At 57.5% G+C, this 18052-nt stretch carries 13 protein-coding genes and 1 other RNA gene; 6 read left to right on the top strand and 8 right to left on the bottom strand.

All coding sequences use genetic code 11. The features are described 5' to 3' along the window. The 6 genes from smc to PspTeo4_RS13790 all read left to right on the top strand — a co-directional run bounded on the left by smc (nt 1) and on the right by PspTeo4_RS13790 (nt 9303). A complete protein-coding gene (smc, locus tag PspTeo4_RS13815; protein ID WP_322364361.1) occupies nt 1-3489 on the top strand; it encodes a chromosome segregation protein SMC in 3489 nt (1162 codons plus the stop codon). A 203-nt stretch (nt 3490-3692) separates the two neighbouring features. Then, nucleotides 3693-4568: a cell division protein ZipA gene (zipA, locus tag PspTeo4_RS13810; RefSeq protein ID WP_322364359.1), complete on the top strand. Its 876-nt coding sequence runs from the start codon at nt 3693-3695 to the stop codon at nt 4566-4568. Nucleotides 4569-4802: 234 nt separating this feature from the next. Beyond that, on the top strand, nt 4803-7133 hold the full coding sequence (gene ligA / locus PspTeo4_RS13805) for an NAD-dependent DNA ligase LigA (protein WP_322364358.1): 2331 nt from the start codon (nt 4803-4805) through the stop codon (nt 7131-7133). Nucleotides 7134-7374: 241 nt separating this feature from the next. Further along, an RNA gene (gene ffs, locus PspTeo4_RS13800) (signal recognition particle sRNA small type) lies at nt 7375-7471 on the top strand. Nucleotides 7472-7744: 273 nt separating this feature from the next. Continuing rightward, on the top strand, nt 7745-8827 hold the full coding sequence (locus PspTeo4_RS13795) for a type I restriction endonuclease (protein ID WP_322364357.1): 1083 nt from the start codon (nt 7745-7747) through the stop codon (nt 8825-8827). 110 nt (nt 8828-8937) lie between these two features. After that, nucleotides 8938-9303 carry a hypothetical protein gene (locus tag PspTeo4_RS13790; protein WP_322364356.1) on the top strand — a complete coding sequence of 122 codons (366 nt, stop codon included), beginning with the start codon at nt 8938-8940 and terminating at the stop codon, nt 9301-9303. Between the two features lie 51 nt (nt 9304-9354). On the opposite strand, the gene PspTeo4_RS13785 is transcribed toward PspTeo4_RS13790, so the two are convergent. From PspTeo4_RS13785 to PspTeo4_RS13750, 8 genes are all read right to left on the bottom strand, one after another. Continuing rightward, on the bottom strand, nt 9355-9624 hold the full coding sequence (locus PspTeo4_RS13785; protein WP_322364355.1) for a hypothetical protein: 270 nt from the start codon (nt 9622-9624) through the stop codon (nt 9355-9357). A 384-nt stretch (nt 9625-10008) separates the two neighbouring features. Next, the gene (locus PspTeo4_RS13780) at nt 10009-10224 is read right to left on the bottom strand and encodes a hypothetical protein (RefSeq protein WP_322364354.1); all 216 of its coding nucleotides are present in this window, start codon (nt 10222-10224) and stop codon (nt 10009-10011) included. Nucleotides 10225-10542: 318 nt separating this feature from the next. After that, entirely contained in the window at nt 10543-11256 is a 714-nt protein-coding gene (locus PspTeo4_RS13775) for a recombinase family protein (protein ID WP_322364353.1), read from the bottom strand. Between the two features lie 653 nt (nt 11257-11909). Next, complete coding sequence (locus PspTeo4_RS13770; RefSeq protein WP_322364352.1) at nt 11910-12440, bottom strand: hypothetical protein; 531 nt, start codon at nt 12438-12440, stop codon at nt 11910-11912. 95 nt (nt 12441-12535) lie between these two features. Beyond that, nucleotides 12536-13204: a DUF3313 domain-containing protein gene (locus PspTeo4_RS13765; protein WP_322364350.1), complete on the bottom strand. Its 669-nt coding sequence runs from the start codon at nt 13202-13204 to the stop codon at nt 12536-12538. 95 nt (nt 13205-13299) lie between these two features. Further along, nucleotides 13300-15321, bottom strand: coding sequence for an alkyl/aryl-sulfatase (locus tag PspTeo4_RS13760; RefSeq protein ID WP_322364349.1), 2022 nt, complete (start codon nt 15319-15321; stop codon nt 13300-13302). A 371-nt stretch (nt 15322-15692) separates the two neighbouring features. Beyond that, complete coding sequence (locus PspTeo4_RS13755) at nt 15693-15923, bottom strand: helix-turn-helix transcriptional regulator (protein ID WP_322364347.1); 231 nt, start codon at nt 15921-15923, stop codon at nt 15693-15695. 1121 nt (nt 15924-17044) lie between these two features. After that, nucleotides 17045-17881 (bottom strand): helix-turn-helix domain-containing protein, encoded by an 837-nt coding sequence (locus PspTeo4_RS13750; protein WP_322364346.1) that lies wholly within the window; start codon nt 17879-17881, stop codon nt 17045-17047. Between the last annotated feature and the right edge of the window lie 171 nt (nt 17882-18052).

Raw genomic sequence — 18052 nt, 5'->3', positions numbered from 1 at the left:
ATGCGCCTCAAGTGCATTCGCCTGGCCGGGTTCAAGTCGTTCGTCGACCCCACCACGGTCAACTTCCCCAGCAACATGGCGGCCGTGGTCGGCCCCAATGGCTGCGGCAAGTCGAACATCATCGATGCGGTGCGCTGGGTGATGGGCGAAAGCTCGGCGAAGAACCTGCGTGGCGAGTCGATGACCGATGTCATCTTCAACGGCTCCACCAGCCGCAAGCCAGTGAGCCAGGCCAGCATCGAACTGGTGTTCGACAACAGCGACAACACCTTGGTGGGCGAATACGCCGCCTACGCCGAAATCTCCATCCGCCGCAAGGTTACCCGCGACGGGCAGAACACCTATTACCTGAACGGCGCCAAGTGCCGTCGGCGTGATATCACCGATATCTTCCTGGGCACGGGCCTGGGGCCGCGCAGCTATTCGATCATCGAACAGGGCATGATCTCCAAGCTGATCGAGGCCAAGCCCGAGGAGCTGCGCAACTTCATCGAGGAAGCCGCTGGCATCTCCAAGTACAAGGAGCGCCGTCGCGAGACCGAGAACCGCATCCGTCGTACCCAGGAAAACCTGGCGCGCCTGACCGACCTGCGCGAAGAGTTGGAGCGCCAGCTGGAGCGCTTGCACCGCCAGGCCCAGGCCGCCGAGAAATACCGCGAGTACAAGGCACAGGAGCGCCAGCTCAAGGCGCGCCTGTCGGCCTTGCGCTGGCGAGACCTGGATGCGCGCGTGCGTCAGCGCGAGACGGTGATTGGCGACCAGGATGTGGCCCACGAGGCGCTGGTAGCCGAGCAACGCAATGCCGACGCCAGCATCGAGCGCTTGCGTGATGGCCACCATGAGTTGTCCGAGCGCTTCAATCAGGTTCAAGGCCGCTTCTACTCGGTGGCCGGGGACATCGCCCGGGTCGAGCAGAGTATCCAGCACGGTCAGCAACGCCTGCGCCAGTTGCAGGACGACTTCAAGGAAGCCGAGCGCACACGCCTGGAGACAGAGTCGCACCTGGGCCACGATCGCACCTTGCTGGCCACCCTGGGCGAAGAACTGGACATGCTGGTGCCCGAACAGGAGCTGACCCTGGCCGCCGCCGAGGAAGCCGCCGCCGTTCTGGAAGAAGCCGAGCAAGGCATGCATGGCTGGCAAGAGCAATGGGACAGCTTCAATACCCGCTCTGCCGAACCGCGGCGTCAGGCCGAGGTGCAGCAGGCACGCCTGCAGCAGCTGGAGGCCAGCCTGGAACGCATGGCTGAGCGCCAGCGCAAGCTCGGCGAGGAGCGCGACCAGTTGGGCGCCGACCCGCAGGATGCCGACATGCTTGCGCTGGGCGAGCAGTTGGCCAGCAGTGAGTTGCTGCTTGAAGAGCTGCAATTGGCGGAAGAACAGGTGATCGAGCGCCTGGAAAGCGTGCGTGAGCAATTGCAACAGGCTACCCAGTCGCAGCAACAGGCGCAGGGTGATCTGCAACGCCTGGGCGGGCGGCTGGCCTCGCTTGAAGCCCTGCAGCAGGCTGCCCTCGAACCAGGGGCCGGCACCGCGCAGTGGTTGAGCGAACAAGGCCTGGACCAGCAGCCGCGGCTGGCCGAAGGGTTGCGCGTCGAGCCGGGCTGGGAGCTGGCCGTCGAAACGGTGCTGGGCGCCGACCTGCAAGCGGTGTTGGTGAACGATTTCGCCCAACTCGATTTCACCCAGCTGGAGCAGGGCGAGCTGCGTTTGCTGCTTGCGAGCAAGGAGGGCGCGCGCCAGGCCGGCAGCCTGCTGGAAAAAGTCGAAGGCCGAACCGATCTTGCCCCTTGGCTGGCCCAGGTCAAGCCAGTGGAAGACCTCGCTCAAGCCTTGGCCCTGCGAGCCTCGCTGGGCGAAGGCCAAAGCCTGGTGAGCCGCGATGGCTACTGGGTCGGTCGTCACTTTTTGCGTATCAGCCGTGGCGGCGATGCCCAGGGTGGGGTGCTGGCCCGTGGCCAGGAAATCGAGCGCCTGGGCTTGGAGCAGGGCGAGCAAGAGGCTGCGCTGGAGCTTCTGGAGCAGCAGTTGCAGGCCCTGCGAGAGCAGCAACTGGATCACGAAGAACAGCGTGAGCAACTGCGCCGCCGCACCCAGGAAGAAACCCGTCAGCACGGCGAGCTCAAGTCGCGCCTGTCAGCCGCCCGCGCCCGAGCCGAGCAGCTGGAGCTGCGCCGCAGCCGTTTGCAGGAAGAGCTGCTCGAGCTGCAGGAGCAGCGTGCCCTTGAGCACGAACAGCTGGGCGAAGCGCGCCTGGTGCTGCAAGAGGCGCTTGAAGTCATGGCGCAGGACTCCGAACAGCGCGAAGCGCTGATGGCCCGGCGCGACACCTTGCGCGAGGGCCTTGACCGTATTCGTCAGGAAGCCCGTCAGCACAAGGATCACGCCCATCAGTTGGCCGTGCGCCTTGGCTCGTTGCGGGCCCAGCACGACTCCACTCGCCAGGCTCTGGAGCGTCTGGAGCAACAAGCGGCGCGCCTGAGCGAGCGTCAGGAACAGTTGAGCCTCAACCTGGAGGAGGGCGAGGCCCCGCTGGAAGAGCTTCGTCTGAAGCTGGAGGAGTTGCTGGAGCGGCGCATGAGCGTCGACGAGGAAATGCGCCAGGCACGGCTGCACATGGACGAGGCCGACCGCGAGCTACGCGACGCCGAGAAGCGCCGAACCCAGGCCGAGCAGCAGGCCCAGCTGCTGCGTGGCCAGTTGGAACAGCTGCGCCTGGAGTGCCAGGGCCTGGACGTGCGCCGCAAGACCCTGCAGGAGCAACTGCTGGCCGATGGCTACGATCTGCAAGGCGTGCTTGCCACGCTCGAACCCGAAGCCAGCGAGCAGGGCACGGAACAGGAATTGGAGCAGATGGAGGCGCGTATCCAGCGTCTGGGCGCGATCAACTTGGCCGCCATCGAAGAATACGAGCAGCAGTCCGAACGCAAGCGCTATCTGGACGCTCAGGACGCCGACCTGGTCGAGGCGCTGGAGACCCTGGAAAACGTCATCCGCAAGATCGACAAGGAAACCCGCAACCGCTTCAAGGATACCTTTGATCAGATAAATGCCGGATTACAGGCACTTTTTCCAAAAGTTTTCGGTGGCGGCAGCGCTTACCTGGAACTGACGGGCGAAGATCTACTCGATACAGGGGTGACGATCATGGCGCGCCCGCCGGGCAAGAAGAACAGCACCATCCATCTGCTGTCCGGCGGCGAGAAGGCACTGACCGCTCTTGCGCTGGTGTTTGCCATCTTCAAGTTGAACCCCGCACCGTTCTGCATGCTCGACGAGGTCGACGCGCCGCTGGACGATGCCAACGTCGGGCGCTACGCCCGTTTGGTCAAGGACATGAGTGAAAGCGTGCAATTCATTTACATCACCCATAACAAGATTGCCATGGAGATGGCCGATCAATTGATGGGGGTGACCATGCATGAGCCCGGTTGCTCACGTCTTGTTGCAGTTGATGTGGAGGAGGCGCTGGCCATGGTCGACGCCTGATAAGCGAAGATAGGGCAGAATGTGTAGGCAAATGCCCCGCCATGTGCGACAGACGGTGTAAAGTTGTCTTTGGTCGTGCTAGCTTAATGTCACTCGTTTTTTGCGTGGGTAAAACGCCTGTCAGAACATAGAGTTGGCGCCACGTGTTAAAGGGCTTTGAACCCTTTGTTTTCAAGCATATTTTTATAGAGGCACGGGATTACATGGAAATCGGTCTGCGCGAGTGGCTGATCGTCATCGGCATCATTGTCATCGCCGGTATTCTTTTCGACGGCTGGCGCCGCATGCGCGGCGGTAAAGGCAAGTTGAAGTTCCGTCTGGATCGCAGCTACTCCAACCTGCCGGACGAAGAAGGCAGTGCCGAGGTGCTTGGCCCATCGCGGGTGCTGGACACTCATAAAGAGCCAGAGCTGGACGAGAGCGACTTGCCTTCGGTCAGTGCACCTGAGCGTGAACGCGAGCCCAAGCCTGCCAAGGCCGGCAAGCGCAACAAGCGTGCAGCGCAAGCCCCGCAGGGCGACCTGAACCTGGTTGCCGAGCAGCGTGAGCCGGACCTGTTCGACGATGCCGATGAAAGCTTCGCTGCCGACAACAACCGCAACAGCGGTTTCGCCGCCAGCGGCAATGCGGCCAAAGAGCTGCCGCCTGTCGAAGAAGTGCTGGTGATCAGTGTCATTTCCCGCGATGAAGGTGGTTTCAAAGGCCCGGCGCTGCTGCAGAACATCCTCGAAAGCGGCCTGCGTTTCGGCGAAATGGACATTTTCCACCGTCACGAAAGCATGGCCGGTCATGGCGAGGTGCTGTTCTCGATGGCCAACGCGGTCAAGCCAGGCATCTTCGACCTGGACGACATCGACCACTTCAGCACCCGCGCCGTGAGCTTCTTCCTTGGTCTGCCAGGCCCGCGCCATCCGAAGCAGGCCTTCGACGTGATGGTGGCCGCCGCGCGCAAGCTGGCCCATGAGCTCAATGGCGAGCTCAAGGACGACCAGCGCAGCGTGCTGACCGCCCAGACTATCGAGCACTACCGCCAGCGTATCGTCGAGTTCGAGCGCCGTGCGCTGACTCAGAAGCGTTGATAGATCCAAGCGAAAGAGCAGCCTGAGGGCGTGCTGGTTGGTTCGGGTATTGCCGTTGCCTGGTTTGGCCCTATCGCCGGCAAGCCGGCTCCCACAGGAATAACACAGGCCCTGAGTTCTGTGCGGTACCTGTGGGAGCCGGCTTGCCGGCGATAGGGTCAGGTCAGGCAGCCGCAATTCCAAGCCTCAGCCATCCTTCCAGGCTGCTCTTTTGCTTTGCAAGAGAACCAGAAAATGACCGCCCAAACCCGAATTCTCGAACTGCGAGCCGAGCTCGACCAGCACAACTACCGCTACTACGTGCTCGATGAACCCAGCGTTCCAGACGCCGAGTACGACCGACTGTTCAACGAACTCAAAGCCCTGGAGGCCGAACACCCTCATCTGGTGACGCCTGACTCGCCGACCCAGCGTGTGGGTGGTCAAGCCCTGGCGGCGTTCAGTCAGGTCCGTCACGAAGTGCCCATGCTCAGTCTGGGCAACGCCTTCGAGGAAGCCGACCTGCGTGAGTTCGGTCGTCGCGTGGTGGAAGGGCTCGATCAACCCGGTGCGGTCGATTTCAGCTGCGAGCCAAAACTGGACGGCCTGGCGGTGAGCCTGCTGTACCGTGATGGCCAACTGGTACAGGGTGCCACCCGTGGTGATGGCACCACCGGTGAAGACATCAGTGCCAACGTGCGCACCGTGCGCAATATCCCGCTCAAGCTTCAAGGGCAAGGCTGGCCAGCGGTGCTCGAAGTGCGCGGCGAGGTCTACATGAGCAAGGCCGGTTTCGACCGCCTGAATGCCGCCCAGGCCGAGGCTGGCGGCAAGACCTTCGCCAACCCGCGCAACGCAGCTGCCGGCAGCCTGCGCCAGCTGGATTCGAAAATCACCGCCAGCCGTCCGCTGGAGTTCTGCTGCTACGGCGTTGGCCAGGTCTCCGAAAGCATCGGCGAAAGCCACATTGGTATTCTCGAACAACTCAAGCAATGGGGCTTGCCCATCAGTCGCGAGCTCAAGCACGCGGCAGGCATCGAAGAGTGCCTGGCTTACTACCGCGACATCGGCGAGCGGCGTAACAGCCTGCCGTACGAAATCGACGGTGTGGTGTTCAAGGTCAACAGCCTGGCGGCCCAGCGCGAACTCGGCTTCCGTGCCCGCGAGCCACGCTGGGCCATTGCCCACAAGTTCCCCGCCATGGAAGAGCTGACCGAAGTGCTGGATGTCGAATTCCAGGTCGGTCGCACCGGTGCGGTCACGCCGGTGGCGCGCTTGAAGCCGGTCAAGGTCGCGGGCGTAACCGTTTCCAACGCCACGTTGCACAACATGGACGAAATTGCCCGTCTGGGGCTGCGCATCGGCGACACGGTGATCATCCGCCGCGCCGGAGACGTTATCCCGCAGGTCATGCAGGTTGTGCTTGAGCGCCGTCCTGAAGATGCCCGCCCGGTCGAGGTGCCGAGTGAATGCCCGGTGTGCGGCTCGCAGGTCGAGCGCACCCAGTTGATCAAGCGCAGCAAGGGCAAGGAAACCACCAGCGAGGGCGCGGTGTACCGCTGCGTCGGCCGTCTGGCCTGTGGCGCCCAGCTCAAGCAGGCGATCATTCACTACGTTTCCCGTCGCGCCATGGATATCGATGGCCTGGGTGAGAAGAGCGTCGAGCAGCTGGTGGATGAAGGGCTGATCGGCTCGCCAGCAGACCTGTACAAGCTGGAGTTCGACCAGATCGTCGGCCTGGAAGGCTTTGCCGAGGTGTCCAGCAAGAAGTTGCTCGATGCCATCGAAGCCAGCAAGCGCCCGAGCCTTGCACGCTTCATCTACGCCTTGGGCATTCCAGATGTAGGGGAGGAAACCGCCAAGGTCCTGGCCCGCTCGCTGGGTAGCCTGGCGCGCGTCCAGCAGGCCCTGCCGCAGGTGCTGACCTATCTGCCGGACATTGGTCTTGAGGTTGCCTACGAGATTCACAACTTCTTTGAAGACGACCACAACCGCAAGGTGATCGAGCAGTTGCTCGCTTGCGGCATGCAGTTGCAGGACGAGGGCGAGTTGGCGGCAGAGTTCGCCGCCAGCACCACCTTGGCCGGGATGATCGCCAAGCTCGATATCGCCTCGGTCGGCCCGACTGGCGCGGAAAAGCTGGTGGCCAAGCTCGACACCCTGGACAAGATCATCGAGGCCGATGGCATCGATTTGCGCCAGGCTCTGAACACCAAGCAGGCCGATGCCGTGCGCGAGTTCTTCCGCGACGAGGCCAACCAGAAGCTGGCGCGTGCTATCGAGGCCCAGTTGCAGGCCTTCGGCATGCACTGGAACAGCGAGAAAAAGGTGGCCGAAGGGCTGCCGCTGGCTGGTCAGACCTGGGTGTTGACCGGGACCCTGGAGCGCATGAGCCGCGACATCGCCAAGGACAAGCTGGAAAGCCTGGGCGCCAAGGTGGCAGGTTCCGTGTCTGGCAAGACCCATTGCGTGGTCGCCGGGCCTGGTGCCGGGTCCAAGCTGGCCAAGGCCAGTGAGCTTGGGGTGAAGGTGCTGGATGAGGATGCGTTCGTCGCGTTTCTGGGCGAACAGGGTATTGCCGTCTGAAGCGCATTGTCTTGTTTTGACCTTGCCGACCTCATCGCCGGCAAGCCGGCTCCCACAGGTACTGCGGTGATCTTGAGGGCGTCGCGGTCCACGTGGGAGCCGGCTTGTCGGCGATGAGGCCGGTGCGTCAGGACAAGTCATTGAGAAATGATGACTTTTTCTCACTGAAGAGGTTGTAACTTCGCCTCAGACCGGTACAATGGCGCGGCTCGTCACATGGCGAGCAGCGTAGTGGTGGCTCCATCGGTCCCCCCGCATTGATTACCCGTTTACCTGGTCAGGCCCGGAAGGGAGCAGCCAAGGCGGGGACATTGAGTGCCGGGGTGTGGCTGGTGGGGCCGCCTCCATTACGCAAGCCCTTGAATTCTCAAGGGTTTCTCGCTCAAAAATCTCGAAGTGTGACAGCGTTTAGGTACACCTAAGTGGTGCACTGTGCTGGGAATTCTAGCTTCGTTATCATTCCTCTCCAATACCCCTCTGCGGTTACGCCAATCTCGGCGAAGCTCTGTCATCCGCTAGTGCCCCGCTTTTCCCTTTAGCTCGCTGTGATTTGTAATTGCCAGTACGGCGGCTGTGCTACTAGGATGTGGCATCTGAGCGAGGAGCGAGAGATGGAATTCGTAGAGCGACTGAACGCGTTATCAGCCAAAATCCGCCAGCAGGGGCCTGCAATCCAAACGGAAGAGGCGACCAAGATTGCCTTCGTCATGCCCTTTATCAACACTGTCCTAGGCTACGATGTCTTCGACCCTTCCGAGGTGACGCCCGAGTACGTCTGCGACGTTGGGACTAAGAAGGGCGAGAAGATCGACTACGCCATCATGAAGAACGGCGAGATTCAGATTCTGATCGAGTGCAAGAAGATCGGCGAGCCGCTGCATATCAATCACGCTAGCCAGCTCTTCCGGTATTTCCACGTCACCACCGCCCGTATCTCGATCCTTACCAATGGCCAGGTCTACCGGTTCTTCACCGACCTCGATGCCCCTAACAAGATGGATGAGAAGCCGTTCCTGGAACTGGACCTTCTCGATCTGGATGAGCACGCCCTTCCTGAGCTTCAGAAGCTAACCAAGTCTGCGTTCGATGTTGACTCGATCATCAGTGCAGCTGGAGAACTGAAGTACGTTGGCCAGATCAAGAAAGAGATGGCTTCGCAGTTCAGTCAGCCGAGTGATGACTTCGTTAAGTTTTTCGCTACTCGGGTTTACGATGGAATCATCACCCAGAAGGTTAGAGAGCAGTTCACCACTTTGACCCGTAAGGCTGCAATTCAGTTTCTAGGGGATCAGGTTAATGATCGACTCAAGTCTGCAATGAGTGGCGCCGTCGAGCCGTCCTATGCGATGAGTGCAGTTCAATCTACTGTGTCAGCAGAGCCTGCCGAAGAAGTTGATGAAGATCGTATTCAAACCACCCTTGATGAGCTTGAAGGATTCCATATCGTCAAGGCGATTGTGCGGGCAGTTGTTGATGCGAAGCGAATAGTGCATCGCGATACACAGAGTTACTTTGGTATTTTGCTTGATGACAATAATCGAAAGCCCATCTGTCGATTACACTTCAATCGGAGTCAGAAGTATATTGGCCTGTTCGATTCTGATAAAAATGAAACTCGGCATCCAATCTCATCTCTCGATGAAATCTACACCTTTGCCGAGCAACTGAAAGGCTCCGTTTCACTCTACGAATAGTTGTTGCCTGCTGGCTCATGCCAATGCAGGCTCAGTGTTGGCATGAGTTATGAGTCGCTTGATGTGGCACTTGGTTAGGTGTCGCATGCACTTCAGTATGGAGGCTCGTGATGAAAACAGCATGGCTAATCACGTGGGAATGGATGGGTGATCACGCTGCTGTAGCAGACAAGGTCGTTGCTGTCGTCAGCCATCGGCGACAGGGTGCATATGTGAAAGACTTGATGGAGCAGCTGTACGTGTCGAGGAACTTCTCGGATGCTGAAAAGCTGGCATATGCGAAAGACAGAAGCGTAAACCCCTATCCTGCCTCGTTCGATGTCATTAATGGTGTTCCTTGGCAGGGTAGAATCACGTGTGGGGATAATCCATTTTTACTTGGGCGAATGGTCAGCAATCTTCGTCTCGAAGAGGAAGATGGCGAAGAGCGATTGCATTGGCATGAGCGTCCTATTCCAGAGTTTAACCCGAGCTAAGGGCTGGTCAGCTGATCGCGGCGGAATGCGCGATGCCATATGGGGGCGTGGCTAATAGCCCGCCCAATCTGCTAGCACCTTTTCGTTAGCATGAAGAAATCCGCGCTCCGAATTCAATAGTTCAGCAGCTTGACGGCAGTAAGCTTTTAGGTTGTCCATTTCCAGTTCATAAACCCGAGCAATCTCATCGGCAGCAATCGGGCCACCGTTGTCCAGCATGGTTAGGAAAATCAGGAAGAATCGCGGAAAGTCATGAGCGGGGTGGGAGAGTGCATCGGCTTGACGAAGATCATCAAGGGTGAAGTGCTTGAATTCTGACATCAGATATCCCTAAGTTCTGGATCGCCAGCTTTCGCTCGTCGTCGGTTGATCGCATGCAGTCAGGTTGTAAGAGCTGCGTTATGAAGGGTGTGTGAAGCTGGATCAGCGCCTTCAATGCATCGTCTAGCGATAGATCATTTCTCGGGCCTTCGCAGTGCCACACCCTCGATTCACCTTTGAGCGAATAGTCGATCTGAAATCTCATTTCCGTCTTGGCCCTATCAATCAGAGTACCCATCTCACGTACTGATCACTGACCAGTGGTTGGCATGCAGTCTGTACCTTCCTAGATAGCATAGCCTGCTATGTGGCTAGCGCTTCACGCTGGTCTAAAGCCTAGCTCAGCCGTGAAAGACAAAAAAACCGCCCGAAGGCGGCAAGGAGCTAGAGGAGCTGGGAGCGTAATCGTAAAATTGCGGCGTTGAGGGCATCTTCATTTGTATCAAGCGTTGCTAAGGCGCCCATGGCGTTTTCGTGGGCATTCACGGACCCACGCTGGCGGACCCAGGTACTGATTTCTTCGATGGCCGCTCTCAAAGCAATCTGATTTAAATATAGCAGTTCAAGTGCGTCTGCGATTGCTGGGGCCTTGTTTTCCATATTAGGTGTTCTCTATGCTGTTGCACCATTGCACTATTTTACGAGGCGATAGGGCCTGCAGGCAGGATAGGATACTTTTCCAATCTCGGTGTTACCTGAAACAATTCGGAGGCAACGTACCCTATCGAGAATATCGCCTGTGTGCGTGGGTAGGAATATCATAAGAGGCAATGAAGGAGCGGCTGAGATCAGCCGTGTGGCTCCCGGTGCTTAATCCCCTTCACGGGCCAGGAGGGACCGGTAGAGCATGATTTTAAAATATCAGGGTCTTACAGGGAGCTTTGCTGAAATCGCTCCCAGTGAGGCTACAAGCTGGTATCAGCCCTTAGTGTCGAAGGACAACTGAAGGCGAGTCATCAAGCGGGATACAGTCATGGGTTGAAATGCACTGCCCCGAGCTGTGGTCACGCCCTTGGAATTGAGGCACTGGGCAATGGCAGCAAACGAAGTGCAACCATCGTACAAGCACGCCTTGATGTGGTGAGCGATAGCATCAGCCCGACTGTCTGCATGAACCTGCTTAGCCTTTATAGCGGCACCGTTGCCCACTGCCCACGCCTTCGCACGGCCAGCGTCACGACGGGCGATCTTTTCCTGAGCTTCAGTATCACCACTGGCGGCGAGCTTCTTCAGTTCGGCCAGGCCAGCCTTTGTACGGGCACGGATTTTCAGCAGCTCTTCTTCAGCGAGTAATGACTTGATGTTCCGCAGCAGGCCGCTGCTATGTACGTCTTCTGCCTCGATGAAGGTGTACTTCTTCTGAAGTGTGACGAAGTGAGCATGATCGCGTGTGAGGCGGTCGATTCGATGCACGACAACTGGGCAGTCCAGCCCTTTCGCCATAGCGAGAGCCAGCCGGCATTGTGGTCGGTCCTGGGGATCGATGGCACCTGATACACCTTCGTCAGTGAACTGGGCGAGAATCTCCCATCCGTGGGTTTCTGCTGCGATCTTGATGGCTGCGAACTGGCCACCTACCGACAAGCACTGGTCGTCTGTACTCATCCTTGCATAGGCCACTACCTGCATCATCGTCTCGCGTGATCGTCTGCTGTATGGCAATCATAACATATTGCTAACGACCGTCTACGAAGTGTTAAGTTAATGTTCGTGCACTCGGTTGCGAACCTTCGGCTTTGTGGGGTTTCCGGTTTGCACTCTGGGGCCATGGACCAATAAGGGTCTCAGCGTATGACTATCCCCGATAGCTTTGCGAGAGTGCTGTGTGATGGGCTGTCCTGCTACCAGACTTGTCTACTCCTTTGATAGTCGGCGAGCCTTTGTGCGCTGCGTTGCTGACTCGTCATCGGCTGGCTTCAACCAGTGCCAGTTATGCCCAGATACTATCCCGGTGCTAGGTCAACCATGCGGTCTGGCTTGATCAGATGAACCGATAGCTTCACCACTTCAAGTGTGGTACTGCTAGGGAGAGATCATCCGCATATAAACCATATGTTTTGAATGGTTAATCGTTCAAGGGGCTTCAGCTTAGCTCCACCTGGCTCAATCCCAGTATTTTCGGGTGGCGAGGGTTTAGGTGGCCGGTAGTGGGGCGCGTGTCTAGTCGGGCGACGAATAGATAGCCAATAGATAATGTAATAGCGTTGTGGCGAATGACTGCTATCGCCCCGTAGCGGACGTTCGAGCATGCCCCTGAGAATCCTCCCCGAACCAGTGACTGACCCTCAGGCGCCCTCCGTAGATTCAGCGGTTTTTGGCGGCAGTGGGCCGATGAACATCACTTTCAGTCGACCACGACCAATTACTCGTGCCAGCTCTGCGATTACGCAGTACATGAAGATCAGGGTGATCAACAGAATCTGAATCGCCCAGAAGCGCGGCCAGTTCATCGACGACCATAACAAAGCATTGGCATCGACAAACCCGGGCGACTCTTTCCAGTAATCGTACAGTCGCTCCAGATAGTGAACGATCAGGGCTACCAAGGCATACATTGCGGTTTTCCAGGCGACGTTCCAGATCAGCGGCTTGTCGGGAAATCGATTGATGAACGGCAGCATGTCAGCAACGAGTACTGACTTGCCAAGGACCATGGACGCGATCAGCACGGAAGCTGAAACAGGCAACTCGACCCCTGAGCCCTTGATCATCAGTGCACGAATCAGCGCCACGATGTGCAGGATCACAAAGAAGAACAGGGTCGGGGGAAGCACCTTCATGAATTCATGTTTGAGCTTTAGCAACACGGTATTCATTGCCGCTCCTCCAGTAAGTGAAGCCTCTCACTTGAAGTCTACTCAAGGCCTCTAAGTCCTCCTGTCGCGGCCAGCACGCCAGGAGGACATAAGAGCTATTTCTTCAGCGCCTGGAATGCATTGACCATGTCTCTCGCCCAACCGTCGAGCACAACGCGAGCATCCTTGGCCTGCATTACTTGCGAGGAGTTTTCAAGGTCGGTACCGGCGCCTTTGCGTACCACCTCGGCGACGACTTCATTGGAGCGACCATCGATGAAAGCAGCCTCGGTGGCAACACTAGTATCTTGGTCGCGGATACCCGTGGCCGTGCTGATGCCAGCAGCGACCAGCGCGATCGGAATCACTTCATAAGGACGCAGGCCCTTGGTTTTGGCGCTTACCCCTGTGATTGCCGGGCGTACCACCAGCACCCCCGGTCCTGGGCTGGTGGCCAACGGCAGGGCTTTGGAGAACTGGGTTTTCAACGCCTGATCGTAGTACTGGGTGATCCCTGTCAACGTCTGTTGTGGGATTTTTTCAGTTGGCTGTGGTTTAGGGTAAAACTGGCTGGGCTCGACATACACACTGCTGAACTGGCTGGCATCAATTCCCGGCTTGATCCAGCGCATGACCGCCGCGCCCGATGGCGATTTATCCTCTTTGAGTTTGCTGTAGTCTTTCAGAAAGCCCGAATACTGGTCCGGCTCGACGTACTTGCTGGCACAGCCATGCAGCAGTAGCGAGGCGAGGCACACTACTGCAACCAACGATTTGCTCTTCATGCTACTTCTCCTTCTGCGTTACTCCGGTCTAAAAAAAGAGCAGGACACCGATTACTCGATGTCCTGCTTGACGCCTAACTGCGTCAAGGGAGCATTCACGGTGTAACGATTGGGAACCAGAACTCGAAGTTATCCATGTAACTCATCAGTTCCTCAAGCTTGCCCTCGGCACCGTCGACCTTCACGTCGCCTTTGCTGACCGCGTCCTTGAGCGTGGTCTGCTTGAGCATGATGTTGTTCAAGGTGTCACGGGTCAGGCTGATGCTTGCGTCGGCATTCTTCGCTTGCACGCCCTCGGTGTGGTTGAGGACACCGTTGACCATTTCCAGCGTGTACTTCTGCTTGAGGTCAGTGAAGTCCAGGTTGAGGGTGATGTGCTTGTCGCCCACTTCAGGCCCTTTCAACCGCATGGCCAGGAAGTCGAAGAACAGGTCCAGGTCCATCGCCTTGACGGTGTCGGGGCTGGCGGTGTCCGGTGTCGGCAGTTTCTGCACGCCATTGCGCAGTTCCTGGGCACCGGTGAGGTAGAAGTTGCGCCATGGGCCACTCTCGGCCTGGTAGCCCAGCTGCTCCAGCGTGTCGGCTTGAAGGTTCTTGGCCGCCTGATTGCTCGGGTCGGCGAAGACCACATGGTTGACCACCTCAGCCACCCAGCGATAGTCCCCCTTGTCGTAGTACTCCTTGGCCTTTTTCAGTACCGCATCGGCACCGCCCATCATGTCGACGTAGCGCTTGGCTTGCTCATCAGGCGGCAGCTCCCACAAGGTGGCGGGGTTGCCGATGAACCAGCCCAGGTGCAGTACGTAGGTGGCCTTGACGTTATGGTTGAGCGAGCCGTAGTAGCCCCGGTTGGAGAAACGGTTGGCGATCGAGGGCGGCAGTTTCACCTGCTCGGCGATCTCGGTCATGGTATAGCCCTTGTTGGCCAGACGCAGGGTCTCGTCGTTGATGTAGCGGTACATATCACGCTGCGACGATAGTTGGTCCTTGACCTCCTTGTTGCCCCAGACCGGCCAGTGGTGCATGGCGTACATGACCTGTACATCGTCGCCCCACATTTTCAGCGCTTCGTTGAGGTACTTGGACCACGGCAGCGGTTCGCGAATTTTCGCCCCGCGCAGGGAATAAGTGTTGTGCAAGGTGTGCGTCGAGTCCTCGGCGGTATTCAGCGCCTTCTTCTCGTGGATGTAATAGAGCATCTCCGCTGGCGCCTCACTGCCCGGCGCGTAGAGGAACTCGTACGTCAACCCGTCGATTGTGTGCTTTTCGCCGGTCTTCTCGATGATGTCGGTAGGCGGAATCAGGGTCACGGTGCCGGCGGAAGTGGTGGTGCCCAGGCCAGCACCGAGCTGGCCGGTTTCGCTAGGCGGCAGCAGGTTGCCGTACATGTAGCTGGCACGACGGCTCATGGCTGTACCGGCCATCACGTTCTCGGCTACGGCATGTTCGAGGAAACCCTTGGGCGCATAAATCTTGACCTTGCCAGCCTTGACGTCGTCCTCGTTTACCACACCCCGCACACCGCCGTAATGGTCGACGTGGCTGTGGGTGTAGATCACCGCGACCACTGGCTTCTTCGGTCGGTGCTTGTAATACAGCTCCAAGGCCGCCTTGGCGGTTTCCGAGGAGATCAGCGGGTCCATGATGGTAATGCCTTCCTTGCCCTCGACGATGGTCATGTTCGACAGGTCGTAGTTGCGCACCTGGTAAAGACCATCGGTGACCTCGAACAGGCCGGAAATATTTATCAGCTGCGACTGCCGCCACAGGCTCGGGTTCGTAGTGGCCGGTGCAGTTGCACCTTCCTTGATGAAGCCGTACTTAGCCGGGTCCCAGATCATGTTGCCGGAAGGGCCCTTGATCGGCTCCGCAGGTAAGGGGGCGATAAAGCCCTTGTGGGCCAGCTCGAAGGAAGTCTTGTCGTTGAACGGCAGTTCCTTGAGCAGAGCGTCGTTCGCGGCCTTGGTTGCGGCAGTGGCCGGCTTGGCCTTTTCTTCCGCCCAGGCCTGCGATGCCATGGCAATGGCGGTCGCCAAGAAGAAAGTCGAACTGAGTTTCCAGATTCTGCCCGCCGACGCAGAGCGGCCATAGTTGCTCGGTTTCGCGAAATAAGTCATTGCAAGCTCCTTTTGACTAAAGCGCTGTACCGGTTTGGCAACTGCCAGCAGGGGATTCAGGTTCTTGGGATAGCGTAGCTACGATTCTAAATTCGTCCTCTTCGCATCTAAAGTTTCGGAAATCCAAGAAAATGAGGTCAAATTGCTATCATTCAATGCAGTGGCTTCACTGAATGCTTAAAGATTGGCTGAGTTAGCGTAGGAAGTGGATCAAGTCGAACGGTGACGTTTGGCCCTTTGCTGCCCTCCACCAAGGGTCGCTTTGGGTCGATAGTGGTCGTCAGATAACGGCTCTCGGCAGACCTTGCTGATGTGGTGTAGGTGGGCGCTGCTGTGCCAAAAAAACCTGGCCAGTCATGTTGAAAGATCGCTCACATTCCCTCGAATAGGGCCGCGATGCTCACACCCAAGGCATCGGCCAGCACCTTGATGGCGTTGATGGATGGATTGGCACCGCCAGTCTCAATGCGAGACATGTACGTCCTGGCGAAACCGCACCGATCAGCAAAGGCTTCTTGGCTCATGCCCATAGCCATACGCAGCTCCCTGATTCGGGTGCCGAACTGATGCTGAAGCGCTGGGTAGGGTGGTGGTGCAGGCATTCCCTCATGGTCAGCGGATGTGATCTAATCGGACACACACTAATCGTGACATTCGTTGAAGGGTCAGCCCTCGCGGGTGCCTAAGGATCGAGCCGATGACCGAGGTAGCTTCTAATTCCCCTGTATCCCAGGGCTCCGTGTACTTCACGCCTGAAGCCATGAGGTGCGCCCTTAAGCTGGTGCTTTCACACCGTTCTTGTGGTGCCATCCTTCTTGCCCTTTGGTCGAACGTGGGAGAGGGCGGAGTAGTGCGGGTGTCACAGGCTGCTATCGCCCATGAGTGCGACGTTACCCTCCGTAAGCTCACCAAGGAACTCGCTCACCTTGTCGATGGGGGCTGGATCGACTTGGTAAATGTGAGTATCGAACCGGGCGGTCCACTTGAGTGCATCATTAGCCCCCTTGTTCTTCAGGTGATGAAGCCCGAAGAACGGGTTTGAGTGTGCTGTAGGGGCTGAGCAGAGTTGTCACTCTTGGCTTCTGGTGTTGTCTGCCTGGATTAGATGTGGGTGGTGACGCACCACACCGTCCTGCATAGTTAGCGTTCCTCGAATGCCTGCGGCATGATAGTTATAGAGGCGGGGGCAGAGGTGAAAGCCCCCGATCAACTTGGGTTCAGCTGTAGAATTAGATGTAACGTACCGTTACTAGATTGTGTTGCACGCGATGATTGTAGAATTAGAAGTAAGATCAAGAGCGGGGAGGGGCAGTGTAGCCCCGCTCCCACTTGCTACCTAGAATCGTTACCTTGCCTTACGGCATGCTTGTAATCAGGGGGGCAGGGCAGAAAAGCCCCCCGGAGCTTTTGATTTGAACTGTGCCGATACATGGTGACGTTCCGTCACGTTGTAGTAACCTCTACAGCTCTAAGCAAGGTTGAAAGGAAGATCAAGAGCGGGAAGGGGCTTGCTTGCCCCTTTCTTCCCCTGCTTAATAGAGTTGTTAGTCGTGCTTCAGGCACATGCGGTCCTGCTGTGGCGTTCACGCCACGAAATAATAAGTAGAAGTGGTTAATCTCAAAGCTTCCGCTTTGGCGATTGTGCCCCATTCCGCCCATTGGCGGAAGTTGGCACTTGGCCTTTGATACATGCGGCCGAATTACTCCCCCCGACGGGCGTGGATCAGGCGGCTTGCAGCGGTCCTTGTGCAGTGATCATCTCGTCCCGCCACTTCCTGATTGTCTTCGCGGATACCGAAGTCTCTTGCTCAACAGCTTTGCATGTGGCGCCCTCCAGTAGCATCTGCACCACTTTGGCCTTCATTGGGTGCTGTTGGCGAGTGGAGAAGTTGACTGAGTTCGACTGAGTGGTGAAAGAGTAAAACTCCGCCTCGTATTCTTCAGCAGTCTTGTATTCAGTCAAGGTACGAAGGTCATGGTGCAGCTTGTCCAGCGCTTCGGCGCTTGGGGCACACGCATCATCACGGTCCTCCCATTCGCAGGCTTTTGGTTCAGGCTCGACACCATCCATCTCATTGATGAGTGAGCGAGGGCGTCTCTCCATCATTTGAGGAATGATGAGTTGCATCGCTTTAAAGTAACGTCGAGCGTGTCGCTCACCCAAGTGCAACAAGTCTTCCACAGCTTCGTTTGAAATGACTGGCAAGCTTTCCAGGATCACAGCGATGTTGCTTACAGACAATGGCATGGACTTTCCACCCTTTCCGATAGGGCGATCATGCCAGTCCAGTCGTGCAGCTCCTTCGATGATGCTTTCTGCAAACACTGGGTAGCGACCCCAGTGCGATGTACTGCCAATGAATCCGAAGAAAGGATTTTCAACTACCTTTGGCTTTCTTCCACGATTACTCTTGGGCTCACGTTTGGCCTTGCTCTTGGTCTTCGGTGCGTGATCTTTAAGCCATTTGTCAGCGTTGGCTCCGATTCGTGCGTCTAGCGCTTTGAGTTCAGATTGGGAGAGTAGTTCGATAGTGTCGCTATTAAGGTGGTTCTGTTTCATGTATTTTGCTATTTGTCTGGTGTCAGTTCATATGCAAACCCTCAGTTGTGTTCCGTTAGTTAGCGGCAGGAACTTGTAGCCAAAATTGCAGGCGGCACGAAATCCGCTCTGCTCAGTGGGCTATTGACTTTGAGTGAGCTAGCTGTGGCTATTTGAAGTTTGGCGCTAGGC

The organism is Pseudomonas sp. Teo4 (assembly GCF_034387475.1).
Classification (GTDB): Bacteria; Pseudomonadota; Gammaproteobacteria; order Pseudomonadales; family Pseudomonadaceae; genus Aquipseudomonas.
This window is presented reverse-complemented; position numbering and strand designations above follow the sequence as displayed.